The 21,666-nt window shown below is 71.4% G+C and carries 26 protein-coding genes; 15 read left to right on the forward strand and 11 right to left on the reverse strand.

Going from position 1 to position 21,666, the window contains the following annotated elements; all coding sequences use genetic code 11:
• The first annotated feature begins 46 nt into the window (after positions 1-46).
• The 7 genes from FLX08_RS33550 to FLX08_RS33580 all read left to right on the forward strand — a co-directional run bounded on the left by FLX08_RS33550 (position 47) and on the right by FLX08_RS33580 (position 5,166).
• Entirely contained in the window at positions 47-349 is a 303-nt protein-coding gene (locus FLX08_RS33550; protein ID WP_139579487.1) for an urease subunit gamma, read from the forward strand.
• Positions 346-690: an urease subunit beta gene (locus FLX08_RS33555; protein ID WP_142624276.1), complete on the forward strand. Its 345-nt coding sequence runs from the start codon at positions 346-348 to the stop codon at positions 688-690. The genes FLX08_RS33550 and FLX08_RS33555 overlap by 4 nt, the downstream gene beginning before the upstream one ends.
• Positions 683-2,401 (forward strand): urease subunit alpha, encoded by a 1,719-nt coding sequence (locus tag FLX08_RS33560; protein ID WP_142624277.1) that lies wholly within the window; start codon positions 683-685, stop codon positions 2,399-2,401. Before FLX08_RS33555 ends, FLX08_RS33560 begins: the two co-directional genes overlap by 8 nt.
• A gap of 1 nt (position 2,402) precedes the next feature.
• Positions 2,403-3,104 (forward strand): urease accessory protein UreF, encoded by a 702-nt coding sequence (locus tag FLX08_RS33565; RefSeq protein WP_208761815.1) that lies wholly within the window; start codon positions 2,403-2,405, stop codon positions 3,102-3,104.
• A 66-nt stretch (positions 3,105-3,170) separates the two neighbouring features.
• Positions 3,171-3,872 carry an urease accessory protein UreG gene (gene ureG / locus FLX08_RS33570; protein WP_142624278.1) on the forward strand — a complete coding sequence of 234 codons (702 nt, stop codon included), beginning with the start codon at positions 3,171-3,173 and terminating at the stop codon, positions 3,870-3,872.
• A gap of 5 nt (positions 3,873-3,877) precedes the next feature.
• On the forward strand, positions 3,878-4,651 hold the full coding sequence (locus FLX08_RS33575) for an urease accessory protein UreD (protein ID WP_142624279.1): 774 nt from the start codon (positions 3,878-3,880) through the stop codon (positions 4,649-4,651).
• A 32-nt stretch (positions 4,652-4,683) separates the two neighbouring features.
• A complete protein-coding gene (locus FLX08_RS33580) occupies positions 4,684-5,166 on the forward strand; it encodes a hypothetical protein (protein WP_142624280.1) in 483 nt (160 codons plus the stop codon).
• A gap of 7 nt (positions 5,167-5,173) precedes the next feature.
• On the opposite strand, the gene era is transcribed toward FLX08_RS33580, so the two are convergent.
• From era to FLX08_RS33615, 7 genes are all read right to left on the reverse strand, one after another.
• Positions 5,174-6,085, reverse strand: a complete 912-nt coding sequence (gene era / locus FLX08_RS33585) for a GTPase Era (RefSeq protein WP_142624281.1) — start codon at positions 6,083-6,085, stop codon at positions 5,174-5,176.
• Between the two features lies 1 nt (position 6,086).
• Positions 6,087-6,422: a cytidine/deoxycytidylate deaminase family protein gene (locus FLX08_RS33590; RefSeq protein ID WP_142624282.1), complete on the reverse strand. Its 336-nt coding sequence runs from the start codon at positions 6,420-6,422 to the stop codon at positions 6,087-6,089.
• Positions 6,419-7,072 (reverse strand): hypothetical protein, encoded by a 654-nt coding sequence (locus tag FLX08_RS33595; protein ID WP_142624283.1) that lies wholly within the window; start codon positions 7,070-7,072, stop codon positions 6,419-6,421. The genes FLX08_RS33590 and FLX08_RS33595 overlap by 4 nt, the downstream gene beginning before the upstream one ends.
• 340 nt (positions 7,073-7,412) lie before the next feature.
• The gene (locus FLX08_RS33600) at positions 7,413-8,708 is read right to left on the reverse strand and encodes a hemolysin family protein (protein WP_142624284.1); all 1,296 of its coding nucleotides are present in this window, start codon (positions 8,706-8,708) and stop codon (positions 7,413-7,415) included.
• A complete protein-coding gene (gene ybeY / locus FLX08_RS33605; RefSeq protein WP_142624285.1) occupies positions 8,705-9,181 on the reverse strand; it encodes an rRNA maturation RNase YbeY in 477 nt (158 codons plus the stop codon). Before ybeY ends, FLX08_RS33600 begins: the two co-directional genes overlap by 4 nt.
• A gap of 28 nt (positions 9,182-9,209) precedes the next feature.
• Positions 9,210-10,232 (reverse strand): PhoH family protein, encoded by a 1,023-nt coding sequence (locus tag FLX08_RS33610; protein ID WP_142624286.1) that lies wholly within the window; start codon positions 10,230-10,232, stop codon positions 9,210-9,212.
• Between the two features lie 54 nt (positions 10,233-10,286).
• A complete protein-coding gene (locus FLX08_RS33615) occupies positions 10,287-10,631 on the reverse strand; it encodes a histidine triad nucleotide-binding protein (protein ID WP_244313090.1) in 345 nt (114 codons plus the stop codon).
• A 244-nt stretch (positions 10,632-10,875) separates the two neighbouring features.
• Here FLX08_RS33615 and FLX08_RS33620 point away from each other — a divergent pair, with 244 nt between their 5' ends.
• Both FLX08_RS33620 and FLX08_RS33625 read left to right on the forward strand, forming a co-directional pair.
• Positions 10,876-11,355 carry a SigE family RNA polymerase sigma factor gene (locus FLX08_RS33620; protein WP_111697223.1) on the forward strand — a complete coding sequence of 160 codons (480 nt, stop codon included), beginning with the start codon at positions 10,876-10,878 and terminating at the stop codon, positions 11,353-11,355.
• On the forward strand, positions 11,352-12,032 hold the full coding sequence (locus FLX08_RS33625) for a hypothetical protein (RefSeq protein WP_142624288.1): 681 nt from the start codon (positions 11,352-11,354) through the stop codon (positions 12,030-12,032). The genes FLX08_RS33620 and FLX08_RS33625 overlap by 4 nt, the downstream gene beginning before the upstream one ends.
• A gap of 117 nt (positions 12,033-12,149) precedes the next feature.
• Here FLX08_RS33625 and FLX08_RS33630 read toward each other — a convergent pair whose 3' ends face one another.
• Genes FLX08_RS33630 through hrcA form a run of 3 tightly spaced genes read right to left on the reverse strand, consistent with a single transcriptional unit; the run spans position 12,150 to position 15,044 of the window.
• Entirely contained in the window at positions 12,150-12,884 is a 735-nt protein-coding gene (locus FLX08_RS33630) for a 16S rRNA (uracil(1498)-N(3))-methyltransferase (protein ID WP_142624289.1), read from the reverse strand.
• Positions 12,885-12,893: 9 nt separating this feature from the next.
• Positions 12,894-14,030, reverse strand: coding sequence for a molecular chaperone DnaJ (dnaJ, locus tag FLX08_RS33635; protein ID WP_142624290.1), 1,137 nt, complete (start codon positions 14,028-14,030; stop codon positions 12,894-12,896).
• Positions 14,031-15,044, reverse strand: a complete 1,014-nt coding sequence (hrcA, locus tag FLX08_RS33640) for a heat-inducible transcriptional repressor HrcA (RefSeq protein ID WP_142624291.1) — start codon at positions 15,042-15,044, stop codon at positions 14,031-14,033.
• 158 nt (positions 15,045-15,202) lie between these two features.
• Between hrcA and FLX08_RS33645 the strand changes: the two genes are divergently transcribed.
• Complete coding sequence (locus tag FLX08_RS33645; protein WP_142624292.1) at positions 15,203-15,868, forward strand: hypothetical protein; 666 nt, start codon at positions 15,203-15,205, stop codon at positions 15,866-15,868.
• An 18-nt stretch (positions 15,869-15,886) separates the two neighbouring features.
• Positions 15,887-16,693, forward strand: a complete 807-nt coding sequence (locus FLX08_RS33650) for a DUF3097 domain-containing protein (RefSeq protein WP_142624293.1) — start codon at positions 15,887-15,889, stop codon at positions 16,691-16,693.
• Between the two features lie 17 nt (positions 16,694-16,710).
• On the opposite strand, the gene hemW is transcribed toward FLX08_RS33650, so the two are convergent.
• Positions 16,711-17,931, reverse strand: a complete 1,221-nt coding sequence (gene hemW / locus FLX08_RS33655) for a radical SAM family heme chaperone HemW (protein WP_142624294.1) — start codon at positions 17,929-17,931, stop codon at positions 16,711-16,713.
• A gap of 102 nt (positions 17,932-18,033) precedes the next feature.
• Here hemW and FLX08_RS33660 point away from each other — a divergent pair, with 102 nt between their 5' ends.
• The 4 genes from FLX08_RS33660 (at position 18,034) to FLX08_RS33670 (ending at position 21,079) form a co-directional block, all read left to right on the forward strand.
• Complete coding sequence (locus FLX08_RS33660; RefSeq protein ID WP_142624295.1) at positions 18,034-18,306, forward strand: hypothetical protein; 273 nt, start codon at positions 18,034-18,036, stop codon at positions 18,304-18,306.
• A 28-nt stretch (positions 18,307-18,334) separates the two neighbouring features.
• Positions 18,335-19,213 carry a CDP-diacylglycerol diphosphatase gene (locus FLX08_RS33665; protein ID WP_142624296.1) on the forward strand — a complete coding sequence of 293 codons (879 nt, stop codon included), beginning with the start codon at positions 18,335-18,337 and terminating at the stop codon, positions 19,211-19,213.
• 174 nt (positions 19,214-19,387) lie between these two features.
• On the forward strand, positions 19,388-19,531 hold the full coding sequence (locus FLX08_RS40960) for a hypothetical protein (RefSeq protein WP_167530671.1): 144 nt from the start codon (positions 19,388-19,390) through the stop codon (positions 19,529-19,531).
• 36 nt (positions 19,532-19,567) lie between these two features.
• Positions 19,568-21,079: a recombinase family protein gene (locus FLX08_RS33670; protein WP_142624297.1), complete on the forward strand. Its 1,512-nt coding sequence runs from the start codon at positions 19,568-19,570 to the stop codon at positions 21,077-21,079.
• The last annotated feature ends 587 nt before the right edge of the window (positions 21,080-21,666 follow it).

Here is a 21,666-nt window from a genome sequence, read left to right on the forward strand (position 1 = left end):
ATGCACGGGTAACGCGGGGGAAACGGCGGGTACCTATCGTCCCGCCATGCGGCTCACTCCACACGAACAGGAACGGCTCCTCATCCACGTCGCCGCGGGCGTGGCCCGCGAGCGCAAGGAGCGCGGCCTTCGCCTCAACCATCCGGAGGCGACGGCCCTCATCGCGTCCTTCCTCCTGGAAGGCGCCCGCGACGGCCGCAGCGTCGCCGACCTGATGGACGCCGGCCGCAAGGTCCTGCGGCGCGAGGACGTCATGGAGGGCGTGCCCGAGATGCTGGAGTCCGTCCAGATCGAGGCGACCTTCCCCGACGGCACCAAGCTCGTCACCGTCCACAACCCGATCACATGAGCACGCCGGGCTTCGAGGGCGCGCCGGGCGAGATCCTGTGCGGCGACGGCGACGTGCCGCTGAACCCGGGCAGGGAGCGGATCACCCTGAGAGTCGTGAACACCGCCGACCGGCCGGTGCAGGTGGGCTCGCACTACCACTTCGCCGCCGCCAACCCGGGCCTGGAGTTCGACCGCGAGGCGGCCTGGGGCAGCCGGCTCGACATCCCGGCGGGCACCGCGATCAGGTTCGAGCCCGGGGTGGAGCGCGACGTCACGCTCGTCCCGCTCGCGGGGAACCGTGTCGTACCCGGCCTCCGTCCCGAGTGGGCCGGGCCTCTCGACGGGAGGACCGATGACTAGCGTCGAACGCGCGCGCTACGCCGCACTGTACGGCCCGACCACCGGCGACCGGGTGCGCCTGGCCGACACCGACCTGTACGTCGAGGTGACCGACGACCTGTCGATGGGCCCCGCCGGGGCGGGCGACGAGGCCGTGTTCGGCGGCGGCAAGGTCATCCGCGAGTCGATGGGGCAGGCACGCACCACGAGAGCCGAGGGCGCGGCGGACCTGGTCATCACCGGCGCGGTGATCCTCGACCACTGGGGTGTGGTGAAGGCCGACATCGGCGTGCGCGACGGCCGGATCACCGCGATCGGCAAGGCCGGCAACCCCGACACCATGGACGGCGTCCACCCGGACCTCGTCATCGGCCCGTCCACCGAGATCCTCGCAGCCAACGGCAAGATCGTCACGGCGGGCGCGGTCGACTCGCACGTCCACCTGATCTGCCCGCAACTCCTGGACGAGGCGCTGGCCTCCGGGGTGACCACGATCATCGGCGGCGGCACCGGGCCCGCCGAGGGCACGAAGGCCACGACCGTGACCGGCACCTGGTATCTCGGCCGGATGCTGGAGTCGCTGGACTCCTACCCGGTGAACGTCGCCCTGCTCGGCAAGGGCAACACGGTCAGTGAGGAGGGGCTGCTCGAACAGCTCAGGGCCGGGGCGTCGGGCTTCAAGCTGCACGAAGACTGGGGCACCACCCCCGCCGCCATCGACGCCTGCCTGCGGGTGTGCGACGCGACCGGGGTGCAGGTGGCCATCCACACCGACACGCTGAACGAGGCGGGGTTCGTGGAGTCGACCCTGCGGGCCATCGGCGGGCGGGCCATCCACGCCTACCACACCGAGGGCGCCGGAGGCGGCCACGCCCCGGACATCATCACGGTGGCCTCCCACGCCAACGTGCTGCCCTCGTCCACGAACCCGACCCGGCCGCACACGGTCAACACCCACCACGAGCACCTGGACATGCTCATGGTGTGCCACCATCTCAACCCCGCCATCCCGGAGGACCTGGCGTTCGCCGAGTCGCGCATCCGGCCCACGACGATGGCGGCCGAGGACGTCCTGCACGACATGGGCGCGATCTCGATGATCGGCTCGGACTCCCAGGCGATGGGCCGGGTCGGCGAGACGATCATCCGTACGTGGCAGACGGCGCACGTGATGAAGCGCCGCCGCGGCGCGCTGCCGGGCGACGGCCCGGCCGACAACCTCCGCGCCCGCCGCTACGTCGCCAAATACACGATCAACCCGGCGATCGCCCACGGCCTGGACGCGGAGATCGGCTCGGTGGAGCCCGGCAAGCTCGCCGACCTCGTGCTGTGGAGCCCGGCCTTCTTCGGGGTCAAGCCCGACCTCGTCGTGAAGGGCGGCGTCATCGCCTACGCCCAGATGGGCGACGCGAACGCGTCGATCCCGACGCCGCAGCCCGTGCTCCCCCGGCCGATGTTCGGCGCGGCCCCGGTCACCGCCGCCGCGACCTCGCTGCACTTCGTCGCGCCGCTCGCCCTGGAGGACGGCCTGCCCGACCGCCTGGCCGTGGGCAGACGATTGGTGCCCGTGGCCGACGTACGCGCCCGGCGCAAGGACGCGATGCCGCTCAACGACGCCCTGCCCGACATCCGGGTGGACCCCGACACCTTCGCCGTACGCGTGGACGGCGAGCTGATCGAGCCCGCCCCGGCCGAGTCGCTGCCGATGGCGCAGCGCTACTTCCTCTTCTGACGTGAACGGGGAAGCGGCGCTGCTGCTGCTGGCCGACTCCCGGCTCCCGGCGGGCGGGCACGCCCACTCGGGCGGCGTGGAGGAGGCCGTACGGCGGGGCGCGGTGACCGGCACCGGCGACCTGGCGCGGTTCCTGCGCGGCAGGCTCGCCACCGCCGGCCTCGTCACCGCCGCCCTCGCCGCCGCCGCCTGCGAACTGGCCGCCTCGGAAACCGCCGCCGAGCTGTGGCGGCGGCTGGACGCCGAGGCCGACGCCAGGGCCGCCTCACCCGCCCAGCGGGAGGCCTCGCGCACCCAGGGGCGGCTCCTGCTGCGCACGGCCCGGCGGCTGTGGCCCTCGGCCGTCCTGGACACGCTCGCGCGGGCCGTGCCGGAGGGACCGCACCATGCCGTCGCGCTCGGCGCCGCCGGGGCCTCGGCGGGCTGCGCGCCTCGCCAGGCGGCGCTGACGGCCGCCTACACCTCGGTCACCGGCCCGGCCACGGCGGCCGTGCGGCTCCTCGGCCTCGACCCGGTCACCGTTCACCGCCTGCTCGCCGATCTCGCCCCCGCGATCGAGGGCGCGGCCAGCGCCGCCTGCGCGTCACCCGGCGACGCGGCCGGGCCGACGGGCTGGCACGCGCTGCCGGGGCACAGCGCACCCGCGCTCGACCTCCTGGCGGAGGGACACCTGACCAACCCGATGAAGCTCTTCGTCTCCTGACTCCCCTACTGGCATCTCCCCGGCATATCCTCACCGGCCATCGCACGAGAAGGAGCAGACACCCACATGGGCGCTCACCACGACGATCTCCACGACACGGCCGAGCCACACGGGCGGGCGCTCCGCCTCGGCATCGGCGGGCCGGTCGGCAGCGGCAAGACCGCCCTGGTGGCGGCGCTGTGCCGCAGCCTCGGGCCGTCGCTGCGGCTCGGTGTCGTGACCAACGACATCTACACCACCGAGGACGCCGACTTCCTCCGCCGCGCGGGCGTCATCGACCCCGAACGGATCCTCGCCGTGCAGACCGGCTGCTGCCCGCATACCGCAATCCGGGACGACATCGCGGCCAACCTGGACGCCGTCGAGACGCTGGAGGAGCGGTTCGGGCCGCTCGACCTCGTGATCGTCGAGAGCGGCGGCGACAACCTCACCGCCACGTTCAGCCGGGGCCTGGCCGACCGGCAGATCTTCGTGCTCGACGTGTCGGGCGGCGACAAGGTGCCGCGCAAGGGCGGGCCGGGGGTGACCTCGGCCGACCTGCTCGTCGTCAACAAGACCGACCTCGCGCCGATGGTCGGCGCCGACCTGACCGTGATGTCCCGCGACGCGGCGGCCGTACGGGACGGCAGGCCGGTGCTGTTCACGTCGATCAGGGAGGACAAGGGCGCGCACGCCGTGGCGGAGTGGGTGACGCACATGGTCGGCGCCTGGCAGCACGAGCACGGCGAGCCCCACCACCACGCCGCCCAGCAGGCCCCGGCGTCCTGACCGGCATGACGGCCGTCACCGCGCGTGCGCTGATCAGGACGGAGGCCGCGACCGGGGGCCGGACCCGGCTGGAGACGCTGCGGTCCGACCCCCCGCTGACGCTGCGGCAGACCGGCCCGCGGCGGGTCCACCTCGTCTCGACGGGCGCGGGACCGCTGCGCGGCGACCACCTCGACCTCGGCGTGGACGTCGCCCCCGGCACTTCGCTGGAGGTCCGCTCAGTGGGCGCCACGCTGGTGCTGCCGGGTCTCGCCGACACCCCTTCGGTCATGGTCGTGCGGGCGCGGGTCGGCGCGGGCGCCACCCTGCACTTCTCCCCCGAGCCGACCGTCCTCGCCGCCGGATGCGCCCACCGCCTCGTCGTACGGCTCTCGCTCGCCGAGGACGCCACGGTCTTCTGGCGGGAGGAGATCGTCTTCGGGCGGCACGGCGAACGGCCGGGGCGCTGCCACGCGCGGTTCGACGCCACCGTGGCCGGACGGCCCCTGCTCCGCCAGGACCTCCTGATCGGCGAGGAGGCGCTGGACGGCAGCCCGGCCGTCTACGGGGACGCCCGGTGCGTCGGCTCGGCCCTGCTCGCGGGGCCCGCCTGGGCGCCGCCCGCGGTGCCGGACGTCAAGCGCGAGCGGCGGGCCGTGCTGGGGGACGGCTGGGCGGCGCTGCCGCTGGCCGGTCCGGGCGTGCAGGTGTGCGCGCTCGGCGCGGACGCCGTCCAGCTCCGGGAGCGGCTGCGGCACGGCGAGCAGGCCGCGGCGTCCGCCGCGCGGCCGGGGGGCTGAAACCGGCGGCCTCGGGCCGTAGCCTGGTGATCGTGTCGGAACCCACGCAGCACCCCGGCCGTCCGCGGCGAGGCACCAGCACGGCCGGCGTCCTGCGGGCCGCCGGCGTGTTCGTCGCGGGGTTCGCGCTGGCCGTGACCGCGCTACTCCCGTGGGCGGGCCTCACCGCCGAGTTCGGCATTCTCAACACGTCGCTCACGCACGCCGTGCGCGGCGTGGACGGGGGCGCCGGCTGGTTCGTGCTGGGCGCCGGGATCACGGCGATGCTGCTCGGCGTGCTCGGCGCGACGCGAAACTGGCTGTTCACCGGGCTGGCGATCCTGCCCGGCGCGGTGGCCGCCTTCGCGCTGGCCATGTTCCTCGCCGACCCGCGCGACCTCCTGGGCCGGCTCGACTTCCAGGTCTCCGGGCTGCTGCGGGTGCACCCGACGATCCAGTACGGCTGGTTCGCCGGCCTGCTGGCCTCGGTCGCGCTGGCCGTGCTGGCCGCCGCCGCGCTGGTGCGCCGCCGGTGAACGGCCGTCAGTCGTAGAAGCCGAGACGCCGCAGCTGCTTGGGGTCGCGCTGCCACTCCTTGGCGATCTTCACCCGGAGGTCGAGGTAGACGCGGGTGCCGAGCAGCGCCTCGATCTGCTGCCGGGCGCGGGTGCCCACGTCCTTGAGCCGCGCGCCGCCCGGGCCGATCACGATCGCCTTCTGCGAGGGCCGCTCGACGAACATGTGGGCGTACACGTCGAGGAGGTCGTCACGACCCTCCCTGGGGTGCATCTCCTCCACGACCACCGCGATCGAGTGGGGCAGCTCGTCGCGCACGCCCTCCAGCGCGGCCTCCCGGATCAGCTCGGCGACCAGCGTCTGCTCCGGCTCGTCGGTGAGTTCTCCGCCGGCGTACAGCGGGGGCGACTCCGGCAGCCGCTCGACGAGCACGTCGGCGAGGACGTCGAGCTGCTCGCCGCCCTGCGCGGACACTGGGACGATCTCCGCGAACTCGGCCAGCGCGGACACCGCGAGAAGCTGGTGCGCGACCTGCTCGCGGGTGGCGAGGTCGCACTTGGTGACGACCGCCACCACCGGGGTCTTCTTGACGGCGGCGAGCTTGTCGACGATGAACCGGTCGCCCTTGCCGATCGGCTCGTTGGCCGGCACGCAGAACCCGATCACGTCGACCTCGGTCAGTGTGGACAGCACCAGGCTGTCCAGCCGCTCGCCCAGGAGCGTGCGGGGACGGTGGAACCCGGGGGTGTCCACGATCACGAGCTGGGCGTCCGGCCGGTGGACGATGCCGCGGATGGCCCGCCGCGTGGTCTGCGGCTTGGACGAGGTGATCGCCACCTTGGTGCCGACCAGGGCGTTCATCAGCGTGGACTTGCCGACGTTGGGCCTGCCGACGAAGCAGGCGAAGCCCGCACGGAAACCGCTCGATTCGGCGTCCACGTCAGATGTACCGGCCTTTCAGGGAACCGTCGGGCGCGGCCAGGAACAGCGTGCCGTTGCCCATGTCCTCGACGACGGCCACGTCCTGCTCCGCCGGGTCGCCGGCCTCGGTGACGATCGCCGCCGCCTCCAGGGACTTCGCCCCGCTGGACACGGCCATGGCCACGGCCGCCTGGAGGGCCGAGAGCCGGAGCGAGGGCAGCGCCACCGTGGTCGCGGCGTACGTCCGGCCGGTCTCGTCGCGCACCGCGGCGCCCTCGGGGGTGCCGCCGCGCGCCCGTGCCGACCTGGCCAGCGTAATGATCTTGTTGTCCTCGGGGTCCAGCGTCTGTGTCACGTGTCAAGCGTACCGACCTCGCGGACGAGCAGCCGTGTCAGTTCGGCCGTTCGGGCGGGGTCGGGCGCGGCCAGACCGGCGTGCACGAGGGCGATCAGCGTGTGGCCGGAGCGGGCGACGACCACGTGCATACGGTAGGGGTAGCCGCCGACCTTTCCGGACAGGGCCCGGCCCGCGGCGTCCGGCCCGCCGATGCCGGGCAGCGGCGTCCGCCCGGTCAGGCGGTCGTACGGGGTGCCGTCGTCGGCCGTCGCACAGTGGGAGAGGGCGTCGCGGAGCGCGGCGAGATGCCCGGCCGCCTCACCGCCGTCGTAGACGGCGACGCCGACTCCCGCGAGTTCGCCCGCGTGCGCGCCCTGGTAGGTGGCGGCGGTCGTGCCGCTCAGCCCTTCGCGCGGGGGTCTGCCCGCCGCCGCGTCGAACAGCAGGCGGCACGCGCGGGCGCGGGGACGGAACGGCGGACGCCAGGGCGCCCGCGCGTGGCTGAAGAACCCCTCGGGAAGGCCGTCCATCCGGCCGAGCACCGTCGGCGGGCGCCTGACCTCCGCCTTGTGAGGCACCCGGACGGGGGCGTGGGTAACCCCGCCCGTGCCGCAGGCACCGGTGGCCAGGACCAGGCAGCCCGCGACGGCCGCGTGGACGATGCGCATACCCGCCTCCCCGCTTTGCCGGAGGTTTTCCTTCCCCGGACCGCGAGCGGGTAATCACATTGCGTAATCAATACAGAACGGCGCGGGAACGAATGCGGGGCTCCCACCCTGAACCGGGTGAGAGCCCCGCACCGATTACGGATCCCCCAGGGGAGGCTCCGGTGCGCCGCGAACCCCCTCCCGGCGCGCCGGACTCCCCAATGAGACGCCCCGAACCCCTTCTGAGCGCCTGCGACAACGATGGCCGCGCGCGCTTGCAGATCGGTTGAAAGACGCTTGCAGCCCCAGGTGGTGACGGGTCACCCGTGGCCGCGCCGGGTCGCTCCTGGTCGGCGGCGCCTCACTCGTGGTCGGCGCCGGCGGCCACGACCTCGTCGCCCGTCGCGGGCTCCTCGCGGCGCACGACGACCGTGCTGATCCGGTTGCGGCGTCCCGCCAGGTTCTCGGCCGTCAGGCGCAGGCCGCCGACCACCGCCTCCGAGCCCGCGATCGGCACCCGGCCCAGGGCGTGCGCCAGCAGGCCGCCGACCGTGTCGACGTCGTCGACCTCGATCTCGCGGTCGAACAGCTCGCCGAGCTCGTCGACCGGGAGCCGCGCGGTCACCCGCACCGCCCCGTCGTCCAGCCATTCGACCCGCGGGGCCTCCTGGTCGTACTCGTCGGCGATCTCACCGACGATCTCCTCGATGACGTCCTCGATGGTGACGAGGCCCGCGGTGCCGCCGTACTCGTCGATGACGATGGCGAGGTGGATCTGCCGCGCCTGCATCTCACGCAGCAGCTCGTCGATCGGCTTGCTCTCCGGCACGTACGTCGCGGGGCGCATGAGCTCGTCCACCCGCGTCCCGCCGTCACCGGTGTCCTGGATGCGGCGGACGATGTCCTTGAGGTAGGCGATGCCCACCACGTCGTCCTCGTTCTCCCCCATCACCGGGATGCGGGAGAACCCGCTGCGCAGGGCCAGCGAGAGCGCCTGGTGCAGCGTCTTGCCGCGCTCGATGAAGACCATGTCGGTGCGCGGCACCATGACCTCGCGCACCAGCGTGTCGCCGAGCTCGAAGACCGAGTGGATCATCTCGCGCTCGTCGGGCTCGATCACCCTGCGCTGCTCGGCCAGGTCGACGAGGTCGCGCAGCTCGGCCTCCGAGGTGAACGGGCCCTCGCGGAAGCCCTTGCCCGGAGTCAGCGCGTTGCCCAGCAGGATCAGCAGCTCGGGCAGCGGCCCGAAGATGCGGGTCAGGCCATACACGATGGGCGCGCTCGCCAGCGCCACCACCTCGGCGTGCTGGCGGCCGAGCGTGCGCGGCATGACCCCGACGATGACGTAGCTCACCAGGATCATCACCACGGCCGCCAGGGCGTACGCCTGCCCCCGGTCGCCGAGCCAGTCGATGAACAGCAGCGTCGTGATCACCGTCGCCACGAGCTCACAGCTCAGGCGGAGCAGAAGCACCAGGTTGAGGTAGCGCGGCGGGTCGGCGACGATCGCCTGCAGCCGCACCGCGCCGCGCCTGCCCTCCTTGACGAACTCCTCCGCGCGCACCCTGGAGATGCGGGTCAGCGCCGTCTCCGCACTCGCCAGCAGACCGCCGGCCACGATGAGCACGACGGCGGAGAGCAGCCAGCCGTCGTTCACGGCTTACGCCGCACCTCCCGCCACGCGCCGAGCAGCTCGTCCTGCAGCCCGAACATCTCCGCGTGCTCCTCCGGCTCGGCGTGGTCGTAGCCGAGCAGGTGCAGGATGCCGTGCGTGCACAGCAGCTCGAGCTCGTCCTGCGCGCTGTGCCCGGCCTCGGCGGCCTGCTTCGCGGCCACCTGGGGGCACAGCACCACGTCGCCGAGCAGCGCCGGGTCGGGGGACGCGTCGTCCTCGTCCCGGCCGCCGACGTTGGGCCGCAGCTCGTCCATGGGGAAGGCCAGCACGTCGGTCGGCCCCGGCTCCCCCATCCACTGCTCGTGCAGCTCGGCCATCGCCGCCTCGTCGATCACCAGGATCGACAGCTCGGCCAGCGGGTTGATCCCCATCCGGCCGAGGACGTGCCCGGCGAGCTCGACCAGCGCCGACTCGTCGACCGCGATGCCGGACTCGTTGGCCACCTCGATGCTCACGGGGTCTCCTCACCCGTCATGGTCGCGCTCACCGCCGGTTGTTCCGCGGCCGCTTGTTGATCGCGCGCGGCTCCGACGCCATCGCGGCGTCGTACCGGCCGTAGGCGTCGACGATGTCGCTCACCAGCTTGTGCCGTACGACGTCGGCGCTGGTCAATCTGCTGAAATGGATGTCCTCGATGCCCTCGAGGATCTGCTGGACGACCTTCAGGCCGCTCTCCTGGCCGCCGGGCAGGTCGATCTGGGTCACGTCACCGGTGACCACGATCTTCGAGTTGAACCCGAGCCTGGTCAGGAACATCTTCATCTGCTCGGGCGAGGTGTTCTGCGCCTCGTCCAGGATGATGAAGGCGTCGTTGAGCGTGCGTCCGCGCATGTACGCGAGCGGCGCGACCTCGATCGTCCCCGCCGACATCAGGCGCGGGATGGACTCGGGGTCCAGCATGTCGTGCAGCGCGTCGTACAGCGGCCGCAGATAGGGGTCGATCTTCTCGTAGAGCGTGCCGGGCAGGAAGCCCAGCCGCTCCCCCGCCTCGACGGCGGGGCGGGTGAGGATGATCCGGTTGACCCGCTTGTTCTGGAGGGCCTTCACGGCCTTCGCCATCGCCAGGTAGGTCTTGCCGGTGCCGGCGGGGCCGATGCCGAAGACGACCGTGTGCCTGTCGATCGCGTCGACGTACCGCTTCTGGTTCACCGTCTTGGGGCGGATGGTGCGGCCCCGCGTGGACAGGATGTCCAGGGACAGAACCTCGGCCGGACGGTCAGTGGCCTGCCGCAGCATGTGGATGCTGCGCTCGACCGCGTCGGGGGACAACTCGGCACCAGAGCCGACCAGCTCCACCAGCTCCTCGAAGAGGCGTACGACGACGCCGCTCTCCTCCGGACTGCCGGTGATCGTGATTTCGTTGCCCCGCACGTGGATGTCGGCGCTGAAGGCGCGCTCGATGACCCGTAGCAACTCGTCACCCGACCCGAGGAGGCTGACCATCGGCTGCCCCTCGGGGATGACTACCTTGGCCTGGGTCTTGTGCATGTGCTGTGACTCGGACATGGGCGGCCTTTGCGGCCCTGATCGCCTCCCTAGCTCCCTCCCCACTTTAGCCGCTCAGCCGGGGGGCCAGGCGAGGCCCCGGCCGCCGAGGACGTGCGCGTGGACGTGGAAGACCGTCTGCCCGGCCCCCTCGCCGGTGTTGAACACGATCCGGTAGCCGCTCTCGGCCACGCCCTCCTGCACGGCCACCGTGTGGCAGGCCTTGAGCAGGTCGTCGGCCAGGCCGTCGTCGGCCGCCGCCAGCGCGGCGGCGTTCTCGTGGTGGGCCCGGGGCACGACGAGGACGTGGGTGGGGGCCTGCGGGTTGATGTCGCGGAAGGCCAGCGCCCGCCCGGTCTCCAGGACGATGTCCGCCGGGACCTCCTTGGCCACGATCTTGCAGAAGAGGCAGTCGCTCACGCGCGAAAGCCTAACCGTTGACGGTAGTTGATGACTGCAATGATCCCCCGGGCTAGGGTGAGTGTGCGAGACTGCACCAGAAAACCCCCCTAGTGTCGGGCGAGGACACCGCTGGGCCATGCCCCCTCATGATTCGGAAGAACGTAAACCCCCCGAGGATGACGAGCGTCCTATTGATGTGACCACCGAGACCCTCGTGGCCGACAGGTCGTTGGGAACGGTGCCCGTCGGGTGGGATGCCGACATGGCCGTGACGGCGCTCTACAGCGCTCACTATCGGTCACTGGTGCGTCTCGCCGTGCTGCTGGTGCGTGACGTGGCCAGCGCCGAAGAGGTCGTTCAGGATGCGTTCGTCGCCCTTCATGGCGCCTGGCGCAGGCTGAGGGACACCGACAAGGCACTGGCCTACCTTCGCCAATCGGTCGTGAACCGATCGCGTTCCGTGCTGCGGCACCGAGCGGTCGTCGAGAAGTACGCGCCCAAGGGGCTGCCCGACGCGCCCAGCGCGGAGAACGGCGCGATCGGTGAACTGGAGCGCTCGGCCGTCATCGAGGCGCTCCGCGGCTTACCCACCCGGCAGCGCGAGGCGCTGGTGCTGCGATACTACGGCGACCTGTCGGAAGCCGAGATCGCCCACGCGATGGGGATCAGCAAGGGCGCCGTGAAGAGTCACACGGCCCGCGGCATGGCCGCACTACGGATGGCACTGGAGCAGTTCTCATGACCTTCCCTCCCGACGACGAGTACGGCGAGCTGCTCCGCCGTGCCCTGCGCGCGGAGGCGGACTCGGTCGTGCCGTCTCCCGATGGACTCGAAATCATCCGCGGGCGGATCGACCAGCGCGGTCTGCGCGGCCTGCGGCACCTGCTGTGGCGGCGCGTCGGAGCGGCCGCCGCCGGGGCCGTGCTCGTGGCGGGCGCGGTCGTGATGATCGTCCCCGGCCTGCGCGACCAGGTGGCGCAGTCGACGGGCATCTCCAACGCCGGCGACGAACGTGAGGACAACAGGGACACCTCGTCGGTGACCCGGCCGCCGAACCCGGCGGAGCCCTCGCGGCCGGTCGTGATCGTGCCCGTCACCCCGAGCCCGTCCCGCGAACGGCCCAGCCCGACCCCCACGCCCAAGACGGGGGCGACCACCAGGCCGTCGCCGTCGCCGTCCGATCCCTGTGTCACGCCCACCCTCCAGCCCGGGGTGATCGAGCCCGACACGGCCCTCCCGCCGACGTGCTCGCCCCCGTCGGTGACGCAGGAGACGCCTGTGGTGAGGCCGTCGGCCTCGCGCCACCCGTCGTCGCCTCCGCGCAAGACGTCCGCGCCCCCGGTCACCCCGAGCACGGCGGCTCCTGCGGAGGCGGCGACGCCCGAAGCGGCGTCCCCGTCGCCCTCGACCTCGCCCTGACCCGGCCCCCTGGTCGCCGGCCGGGGGTCCGCGGCCCGGTGGACAGGCCGGCCCCGGCCTCCGAGGTGACGGGACGGCTCTGTCAGCCGCGGCCGGGTTATGAGCCGAGGCCGGATGTCACCAGCGGCCGCAGCGGGACAGCAGGACGGCCGCCGCGGCCACGCCCGCCGTCGAGGTGCGCAGCACCGTCGGTCCCAGCAGGGCCGGCGTGGCTCCCGCGGCCCGCAACGTGGCGATCTCCTCGTCGGTGACGCCGCCCTCCGGGCCGACGACCATCACGATGTCGCCCGGCTCCTCCGGCAGGGGCAGGCGGCTCAGCGGCTCGGCGGCCTCCTCGTGCAGGACGACCGCGAGCGCCGCCGCCGAGACGAGCGAGGCGACCGCCGCGGTCGTGCCCTGCTCGGTCACCTCGGGCAGGTGGAAGCGCCGGGCCTGCTTGGCCGCCTCGCGGGCCGTGGCACGCCAGCGGGCGAGGGCCTTGGCGGCCCTGTCGCCCTTCCACTGGGTCACGCACCGGGACGCGGCCCAGGGGACGATCACGTCGACCCCGGCCTCGGTCATCATCTCGACCGCGAGCTCGCCCCGGTCGCCCTTGGGCAGGCCCTGGACGACCACCAGCCTCGGCCGGGGCGGCGCGACCTCGTAGCAGCGCAGCACCTCGGCGGTCAGCGAGTCCTTCCCCGCCGCCGTGACCGTGCACTCGGCCACCCGCCCCGCGCCGTCGGTCAGGTCGAGCCGCTCCCCCGGCCGCAGGCGGCGTACGGCGGCGGCGTGCCGCCCCTCGGGCCCGTCGAGGACGACCGTGTCACCCGTCTGGCCGGCCGCGTCCGACAGGAACACGGGAACAGTCATGCGATCAGCTCAGCGGCCGTTGAAGGCGTCGCGCAGGCGGGAGAAGAAGCCCTGCTGGCCCGGGGAGAACTTGCCGGCCGCGCGCTCCTCGCCGCGCAGCTTCGCCAGCTCGCGCAGCAGTTCCTCCTGCTGCGGGTCGAGCTTGCTCGGCGTCTCGACGTTCACGTGGATCAGCAGGTCGCCCCTGCCGGTCTCGTTGAGCCGCTGGACGCCCTTGCCGTACAGGGGGATGACCTGGCCGGCCTGGGTGCCGGGCCGGATGTCGATCTCCTCCGCTCCGTCGAGGGTCTCGATCGTGAGCGACGTGCCGAGCGCGGCGGCCGTCATCGGGATGGCCACCGTGCAGTGCAGGTCGTCGCCGCGCCGCTCGAAGATCTGGTGCGCCCGCTCGACGATCTCCAGGAACAGGTCGCCGGGAGGCCCGCCGCCGGGGCCGACCTCGCCTTCGCCGGCGAGCTGGATGTGCGTGCCGTCCTCGACGCCGGCCGGGATCCTGACCTTGATCGTGCGCCGGGTCCGCACCCGTCCCTCGCCCGAGCACTCCATGCAGGGGTGCCGGATGACGCTGCCGTACCCCCCGCACTGGGGGCAGGGACGCGAGGTCATGACCTGGCCGAGGAACGAACGGGTCACCTGCGACACCTCGCCGCGCCCGTGGCACATGTCGCAGGTGTCGGGGTGCGTGCCGGCCGCCGCCCCGGAGCCCTGGCAGACCTCGCAGACCACGGCCGTGTCGACCACGATCTCGCGGGTCGTGCCGAAGGCCGCCTCCGCCAGGTCGAGCTCGACCCTGATGGTGGCGTTGCGGCCCCGGCGGGCACGGGATCGGGGCCCCCGGGCGGCGCCCGCAGAGCCGAAGAAGGCGTCCATGATGTCGCTGAACGGGAAGCCCGCGCCGAAGCCGCCGGCCCCGGCCCCCGCTCCGCCGCCGCCGAACGGGTCGGCGCCCATGTCGTACATGCGGCGCTTGCCCGCGTCGGACAGCACCTCGTACGCCTGGTTGATCTCCTTGAACCGCTCCTGGGTCTCCGGATCGGGGTTGACGTCCGGGTGCAGCTCACGGGCAAGACGGCGGTATGCCTTCTTGATTTCTTCCTGGCTGGCGTCGCGCCGTACGCCAAGGGTCGCGTAGTAGTCGTTGGACACTTATGACCCCGCCAGGATCTGGCCGACGTAACGCGCCACCGCGCGCACCGCACCCATCGTCACCGGATAGTCCATTCGTGTCGGGCCCAGCACTCCGAGCCGGGCCAGTTCTCTGTCGCCCGAACCGTATCCGGCGGCCACGATAGATGTGCCGCGGAGCCCGCTGTAGGGGTTCTCGGATCCGATGCGGACGGTCAGTTCGGAAAGCCCGCCGGTCTCTCCCAGCAGGCGGATGAGGACGACCTGCTCCTCCAGCGCCTCCAGCACGTCCCGCAGGCCGATGCTGAAGTCGGCGGCGGCCAGGTTGGCCGTGCCACCGAAGACGATCTTCTCCTCGTGCCGCTCCACGAGCGTCTCAAGGAGCACGGAGAGGATCGTGGCCGCCACCGGCCTGTCCTCGGGGGGCAGATGGTCGGGAATGTCGGCCACGGTCTCCGGCACCTGGGACAGGCCGCAGCCGTCCAGGCACGCGTTGAGCACGGCCCGCAGATTCGCGATCCGGTCGTCGGCGATGTCCTCGGGCAGATCGACCACACGCTGCTCGACCCGCCCGGTGTTCGTGATCAGCACCAGCATGACCCGGCGCTCCGCGAGCGGGACGATCTCCACATGGCGGACCGACGACCTGGTGAGCGAGGGATACTGCACCACCGCGACCTGCCGGGTGAGCTGCGCGAGCAGCCGCACCGTACGCATGACGATCTCGTCGAGGTCCACGGCCCCGGCCAGGAAGGTCTCGATGGCCCTGCGCTCGGCACCCGACAGCGGCTTGATCTGCGACAGCCGGTCGACGAACAGCCGATATCCCTTGTCCGTCGGCACCCTTCCGGCACTGGTGTGCGGCTGGGTGATGTAGCCCTGCTCCTCCAGCGCCGCCATGTCGTTGCGGATCGTCGCCGGAGAGACGCCGAGGTTGTGCCTGTCCGCCAGGGCCTTGGACCCCACCGGCTCGTTGGTGGACACGTAGTCCTCGACGATGGCCCGCAGGACGGCGAGCTTGCGGTCGTCGAGCAATGTGTCACCTCCCTGTGCCTGGAAACACCGACTCTGGCACTCTGTGTTCCCGAGTGCCAAGTGTACGGCTACCACCCCACCTGGTGCGATAACGCGAAGGGGGCAGGGACAAGCCGGCTGCAAATCGACCGCAAGCCGCATGGCCGACTCTTCACCCCATGCACGAGAACCAGAGCCCCCCGCCGGCCGAGGCGACCATGCGGGTTCCCCGCCCCATGATGCCCCCGGCACCGCCCGGCGCGACCCTGCGGCTGCCGCATCCCTTTCCCCCGCCGTACGCCGGTCCCCGGCCGATCCGGCCCCGGCTGCTGTGGGTCTTCCTCTCCTGGGTGCTCTTCGCCGTCCTGCTGGTCGCGGGTGTCGGCGGGTTCGCGGGCGGCCTGCTCTCCGCACTCGGCGATGCCGCGCCTGCCACGGTCTTCTCCGGCGGGCAGTCGGTGAACGTCACCCTCGATCCCGCGGACAGGCCGGCGATCTACGCGGCGGTCGACCAGCCCACCGACGTCCGCTGCCGCCTCGGCGACGGCTCCGACCCGAGGGTACGGCTGACCCGCCCGGCGGTCTCCCAGACCGTCACGCTGGACGGAACGACCTGGGAGCTGCTGTTCGAGGCCGCCGTCCCGGAAACAGGCGCCTACCCGCTCGCCTGCGAAGGCGACGGCGTGCGGTTCGGCGTCGGCAGGCAGCTCACCGGCGCGGCCGGCCTGCTGGCGGGCGGCGCCGTCGCGCTGCTCGCGCTGCCCACCGTCGGCTTCCTGGCCGCGCTGATCGTGACGATCGTCGTGCTCGCGCGCCGCTCCGCGGCCCGCCGTCGCTGGGCGTGATTTGCTAGCGTTCCCCGCATGTACGGGCGGGACGTGCTTTCCGGAGACTGGCGGCGGCCACGGCGGGGGCAGATCCCCGAGGTCCCGGCCGAGCCCGGCCTCGTGGTGGAGGACGCCGAGGGCCGCTTCTGCGGCGCCGTGGTGGCCTGCGACAAGGAGGCCGTGACGCTGGAGGACCGGTTCGGCCAAAGGCGGGTGTTCCCGCTGACGCCCGCCGGATTCCTCCTGGAAGGCAAGCCGGTGACGCTGGTGCGCCCCCAGGCCGGCCCGAAGGGGCCGCTGCGGAGCGCCTCCGGGTCGATCGCGGTCGAGGGCCTGCGCGCGCAGGTCGCCAAGGGGAGCCGCATCTACGTCGAGGGCGTCCACGACGCCTCGCTGGTGGAGAGGATCTGGGGACACGACCTGCGGGTGGAGGGGGTCGTCGTCGAGTTCCTCGAAGGCGTGGACGACCTCCCGGCCATCGTCGAGGACTTCGGCCCCGAGCCGGGCAGGCGGCTCGGCGTGCTCGTCGACCACCTGGTGCCGGGCTCGAAGGAGAGCCGCATCGCCGCCCGGGTGTCCGGGGACGACGTGCTCGTCGTCGGGCATCCGTTCGTGGACATCTGGCAGGCGGTCAAGCCCCGGGCGCTCGGCATCCCCGCCTGGCCGGACGTGCCACGCGGCGTGCCCTGGAAGGAGGGCGTGATCGCCGCCCTCGGGTGGCGGATGGACCCCCAGGAGGCGTGGCGGCACATCCTGGGCCGGGTCACGACCTACGCCGACCTGGAGCCCGAGCTCCTCGGCCGCGTGGAAGAGCTGATCGACTTTGTCACCGCCCCTGTCTAAGGGGTGAGGTCCCGGATCTAAGGGGTGAGGTCCCGGACCACCGCGTCGGCGAGCAGCCTGCCGCGCAGTGTGAGCACGGCCTGGCCGGCCTTGAACGCCTCCACCTCCAGCAGTCCGTCCGCCAGCGCCCGCGCGCACGCCGTACGCGCCTGGGGGGCGAGGTCGGCCAGCGGGAGACCCGAGGCGAGGCGCAGCTCCAGCATGACTCTTTCGACGGCCCTGTCCTCCGCCGACAGCACCTCGCGGGCGTGCGCGGGCGAGGTCCCGGCCGCCAGCCGGGCGGCGTACGCCGCCGGATGCTTGACGTTCCACCAGCGGGTGCCGCCGACGTGGCTGTGCGCCCCCGGCCCGGCCCCCCACCAGTCGCCGCCGGTCCAGTAGAGCAGGTTGTGGCGGCAGCGCGCCTCGTCTCCCGCCGCCCAGTTGGAGATCTCGTACCAGCTCAGGCCCGCGGCCGTCAGCATCTCCTCGGCGATCAGGTAGCGGTCGGCCGCCACGTCGTCGTTCGGCATCGGCAGCTCGCCGCGCCGGATGCGTGCGGCGAGCCGGGTGCCGTCCTCGACGATCAGGGAGTACGCCGAGACGTGGTCGGGCCCGGCGGCCAGCGCGGCCTCCAGGGAGGCCCTCCAGTCGTCGTCGCTCTCCCCCGGCGTGCCGTAGATCAGGTCGAGGTTGACGTGCTCGAACCCGGCGTCGCGGGCCTCCCGTACGGCCTCGGCGGGCCGGCCGGGGGTGTGCCGCCGGTCGAGGACGGCGAGGACGTGCTCGCCCGCGCTCTGCATGCCGAAGCTCATCCGGGTGAACCCGCCCGCCCGCAGCTCCTTCAGGTAGGCCGGATCGACGGACTCGGGGTTGGCCTCGGTCGTCACCTCGGCGCCGGGCCGCAGGCCGAACTCCTCGCCGATGGCGTCCAGGATCCGTACGAGGTCGGCGGCGGGCAGCAGGGTCGGCGTGCCGCCGCCGAAGAAGACGGTCTCCACGGGCGGCGCGGCGTCTCCCAGTACGCGCCGGGCCAGCCGTATCTCCTCGACCGCGGTGGCGGCGTAGTCGCGCTGCGCGGCGCCGGGCCCCAGCTCGGCCGCCGTGTAGGTGTTGAAGTCGCAGTAGCCGCAGCGTGTCGCGCAGAACGGCACGTGGACGTAGAAGCCGAACGGACGGGAGCCGAGCCCGTCGAGGGCCTCGGACGGCAGCTCGCCGCTCGGGGGGACGGGATCGCCGTCGGGAAGCACTGAAGGCACGCTCTCCAGTCTGCCGCCACTCGCCCCCTGCCCTCGACGCCCCGATCCGGTATCACTACCGGAATCGTTTTCCACACTCGCCCACATTCAACACAATATGCAGTGCCGCAGTATCTCTTCATGGGCCACTCGCCCGGCCGCCACGACAAATCATTGTATTTCCGGATCAGATCGCCACACACCAGGCGGTTCTCGCGGCGCCCGCGCAAGTGTTCCGATCTTTCCTATGGAAAATCAAGCCTGCGCCAGGGGCTTTTAGCGGCCGCCGGAGAGGGGATCAACCTCGCCGAGCGCGTCGATCTTTCATTGACGACGCCGTTTCCGGTCTCGCGTACGGGCCTGAACCACAAGGCGCGCGAAGATCGCGGCAAATAGCAACAGATGCGGGTTGTCGGGGGTAGTCATGCATGAAAACGACGAGGCGAGCGAGCTGACGCGGCGCCGGTTCATCCAGTTCTCCAGCCTGGCGGGCGCCACCATACTCACGGGCGCGGGCATTCTCGCCGGCGCCGAACATGCGCTGGCCGCGGCTTCGTCGACATGCGCCAAGGGCCCCGATCCCAAGAAATGCGGCAAGACCACCGACTCTGACTTTCTCTGGCAGCACAGCCAGAAGTGTCACAGCAACAACACCTGCCTGCAGAACCACGCCGACTACGTGGTGATGGGCGGCGCCAAGAGCAAGAAGAAGTACGTCAACTACATCCTCGTCCCCACCGAGCGGGTCAACGGCATCGAGTGTCCGTGGATCTGCGACAGCAGCGCACCGAATTACTGGAGCGCCGCCGACTACTACGCCACCCAGCCTCCCACCGTGGTTCCCACCCCGGTGGCGTTGGGGATCAATTCGAAGCAGGCCAGAGATTTCGACCAGCTGCACATCCATATGGCGCGGGCGCGCTGGGAGTCCTGGCACGACCTCGCCGCCCAGGACAACCTGGCCGCCAGAACCGTGGCGAACTGGGCGGACTCGCGCGTGTCGGTCCGGGGCTTCAGCGAGAAGCTCGGAATCATCCCGCACACCTATCGCGTGCTCGTCTGGCCGGGATTCACGCACGACAACCTCTTCGCCATGCTCAGGAGCATGCTGGTCCGCGCCCTCGGACACGGAGGGACGACGGCCAAGGCCCAAGCGATCATGCAGTACCAGACGCTGATCGTGATACCTCGGCCCGCCGGCGGCTACTACATCGTCAACAGCGAGAAGGCCGTACGGGACCCGAACAACCCCAAGCTGGTGGGAACCGACACCTGCGACCCCCTGCTTCTCATGCATCCGTGACCCCGTCACCGCTCGCATGGCAGCGCCCGAACTGGGTGCGTACGACGCCGTGGTCGCGCGCGAGGCGCCGGCCCGCCGCACTCCGGGCGCTGCCATTGACGCCCTGATCACCCCGGTCTACGATCGCGGCAATTTACAGGAAACTTTCCTATAAAAAGCGCTCGGGAGGCCGGCGTGCTCATGAGAAGGACCCTCGCCGTGGCGGTCGCCGCCACCCTGGCGGCCGGATTAGCGCCGTCAGCGGCCCAGGCCACCACCGGCGGCGGAGACCGCTACAAGCGGCTGGCCTACTTCATCCAGTGGGGCATCTATGGTTAGAACCTTCCTTGGAGTGCAAACTTCGAGGAGGCCCCCATGGCAGAGGTTGCCCCTGTCGTCTCGTACGCGCGCATCTCGTCCGACGGCCGTGGAGACGAGCACGGCGTACAGGATCAGCACAAGGTCAACCGGGAGACCGCCGGGCGGCTCGGCTGGACGATCGTCCACGAGTTCACCGACAACGACAAGTCCGCCGCCAAGGCCAACGTCGTACGCGACGCCTTCGAGGCGATGGTCAAGGCGCTCCGCGCCGGACGCCTCGCGGACGGGACACCCATAGAAGGTGTGGTGATCGTCGCTGAGGACCGGCTGGCACGCCGTCCCGGCGACTACGAACGCTTCGTGGAAGCCTTCACCTACCGCGACGGGCGGGTCTTCGCCGACGCACGCGGGCCGAAGGACCTCTACAGCGAGGACACCGAGAGCATGGGCCTGTTCGGGGCCGTGATCTCGAAGATGGAAGTACGGAAGATGCAGCGGCGCATGCGTCGCTCTCACCGGGCGCGGGCCGAGCAGGGCGTACCGGTGGGCGGCCCTCGTCCGTTCGGCTGGCTGGCCGATCGCGTCACCATTCATCCCGAAGAAGGGCCGCTGCTGCGTGAGGCGGTAGACGCCATCATCGCCGGGGGCTCTCTGCGCGCGATCGTGATGAAGTGGCAGCAACTCGGGGTGCGTACGACGCGGGGGAACGAGTGGTCACGCCGTTCCCTGCGGGCCACCCTGTCCAGCCCTCGGCTCTGCGGGTGGCGGGAGATCAACGGCGAGCTGGTCCGCGACGCGGACGGCAACCCGGTGATGGGCAAGTGGGAAGCCTTGATCACACCCGAGGAACTGCTTGCCGTGCGGGCCGCCTTCGAGCGGACCTCTCGGGACAAGGCCGATCAGTACGCGGCCCTGGGCATGCGCTTCGATCAGCGGGAGCACCGCTATCTCCTGTCGGGCATCCTCCGGTGCGGCAAGCCCAAGGCTGATGGGACCGGCATCTGCAACGCGCCCCTGCGGGTTCGGCCGGCACGCGGAGGGGTTCACCTCTACGTCTGTCCCGCTCCGAGCGACGGCGGATGCGGGGGCGTCGGGCGGCGCGGTGACCGGGTGGACGTGTTCATATCTGAGCTGGTTTTGGCGAAGCTCGACGAGTCCCCCGACGCGGACGTGGAGGACGTCCCGTGGGCCGGTGAGCAAGAGCTGAAGGACAAGAAGGAACAGCTCGCGGAACTCACGCGGCAGTGGAACGGGCGCACGATCAGCAACGAGCTGTTCTTCATGCTCGTCCCGTCGCTTGAGCAGCGGATCAACGAGTTGCGGCGGGAGGGCCAGGCGTACACGGCGGCCAAGGAGCGCAAGCGGGCTCGGCGCATCGTTGACGGAGCCGACATACGGCGGCGCTGGTACCTGCCCGAGGACCAGGGCGGCCTCTCGATGGGCACGAAGCGCGCGATGGTGATGGAGGCGTTCCACGCCGTCATCGTCCATCCCGTGGGCAAGGGCATGGGGTCGTGGGGCAACTTCGACCCGAACGCGCTCGAACCCGTCTGGCGGGAGGACTGACGCCCTTACCTCGGCGTGACATCTGACTTCCCCTCCTCCCTACGCAGACATACGTCAGCGAACGCCAATGGACGTCAGTGAACGCCAGCAAACAACGGTGGACGGTCACGAGAAGGGCCATGCGCGGAACGCTGACCTGGCTAAATACGTTCTCCGGGTGGTACATCTGAAAGAGCAAGGGCTCCGTCCGCGACAGGGCGGAAAGACGTTCACAACAGCGAGCTACCGGCCGCGACAGATTCGAGCACAGGGGAACCACCGGGCAAACAACGACAACAGATAAGCCGTTCCGCTGGAGGGACCCGGCCCAGCGGTAGGCCCCCTGGACGTGCTCACCGGTTCACCGTCGCATAAAACACTCCACATATCGCCTCGCTGAAAGCACCACCGCACTACAGACCTGCCTTCGGTCTGCTCTGCGCTGGTGCTTTGTCTTTCCCGGGTTCGCGCGAGGGGGCTTCCTACGAGGAAAGGAGGTCTCCGCTGGTACCCGAGGAACTGGGTCCAATGGCTGCGCTGGCTGAGGAGTGGTGCAAGCGGCAGCTTGAACGCTCGCCCCGGTGGGGCGTCAACAAGTGGCGGCGGCT

It is taken from the genome of Microbispora hainanensis (assembly GCF_006874475.1).
GTDB classification, from domain to species: Bacteria; Actinomycetota; Actinomycetes; order Streptosporangiales; family Streptosporangiaceae; genus Microbispora; species Microbispora hainanensis.

Excerpts from the sequence above, each read along its gene's own strand:
- FLX08_RS33550 (WP_139579487.1), top strand. The coding sequence starts at position 47 with ATGCGGCTCACTCCACACGAACAGGAACGGCTCCTCATCCACGTCGCC.
- FLX08_RS33555 (WP_142624276.1), top strand. The coding sequence starts at position 346 with ATGAGCACGCCGGGCTTCGAGGGCGCGCCGGGCGAGATCCTGTGCGGC.
- FLX08_RS33560 (WP_142624277.1), top strand. The coding sequence starts at position 683 with ATGACTAGCGTCGAACGCGCGCGCTACGCCGCACTGTACGGCCCGACC.
- ureG (WP_142624278.1), top strand. The coding sequence starts at position 3,171 with ATGGGCGCTCACCACGACGATCTCCACGACACGGCCGAGCCACACGGG.
- FLX08_RS33575 (WP_142624279.1), top strand. The coding sequence starts at position 3,878 with ATGACGGCCGTCACCGCGCGTGCGCTGATCAGGACGGAGGCCGCGACC.
- FLX08_RS33595 (WP_142624283.1), bottom strand. The coding sequence starts at position 7,072 with ATGCGCATCGTCCACGCGGCCGTCGCGGGCTGCCTGGTCCTGGCCACC.
- FLX08_RS33610 (WP_142624286.1), bottom strand. The coding sequence starts at position 10,232 with ATGTCCGAGTCACAGCACATGCACAAGACCCAGGCCAAGGTAGTCATC.
- FLX08_RS33620 (WP_111697223.1), top strand. The coding sequence starts at position 10,876 with ATGGCCGTGACGGCGCTCTACAGCGCTCACTATCGGTCACTGGTGCGT.
- FLX08_RS33625 (WP_142624288.1), top strand. The coding sequence starts at position 11,352 with ATGACCTTCCCTCCCGACGACGAGTACGGCGAGCTGCTCCGCCGTGCC.
- FLX08_RS33630 (WP_142624289.1), bottom strand. The coding sequence starts at position 12,884 with ATGACTGTTCCCGTGTTCCTGTCGGACGCGGCCGGCCAGACGGGTGAC.
- FLX08_RS33645 (WP_142624292.1), top strand. The coding sequence starts at position 15,203 with ATGCACGAGAACCAGAGCCCCCCGCCGGCCGAGGCGACCATGCGGGTT.
- FLX08_RS33650 (WP_142624293.1), top strand. The coding sequence starts at position 15,887 with ATGTACGGGCGGGACGTGCTTTCCGGAGACTGGCGGCGGCCACGGCGG.
- FLX08_RS33665 (WP_142624296.1), top strand. The coding sequence starts at position 18,335 with ATGCATGAAAACGACGAGGCGAGCGAGCTGACGCGGCGCCGGTTCATC.
- FLX08_RS33670 (WP_142624297.1), top strand. The coding sequence starts at position 19,568 with ATGGCAGAGGTTGCCCCTGTCGTCTCGTACGCGCGCATCTCGTCCGAC.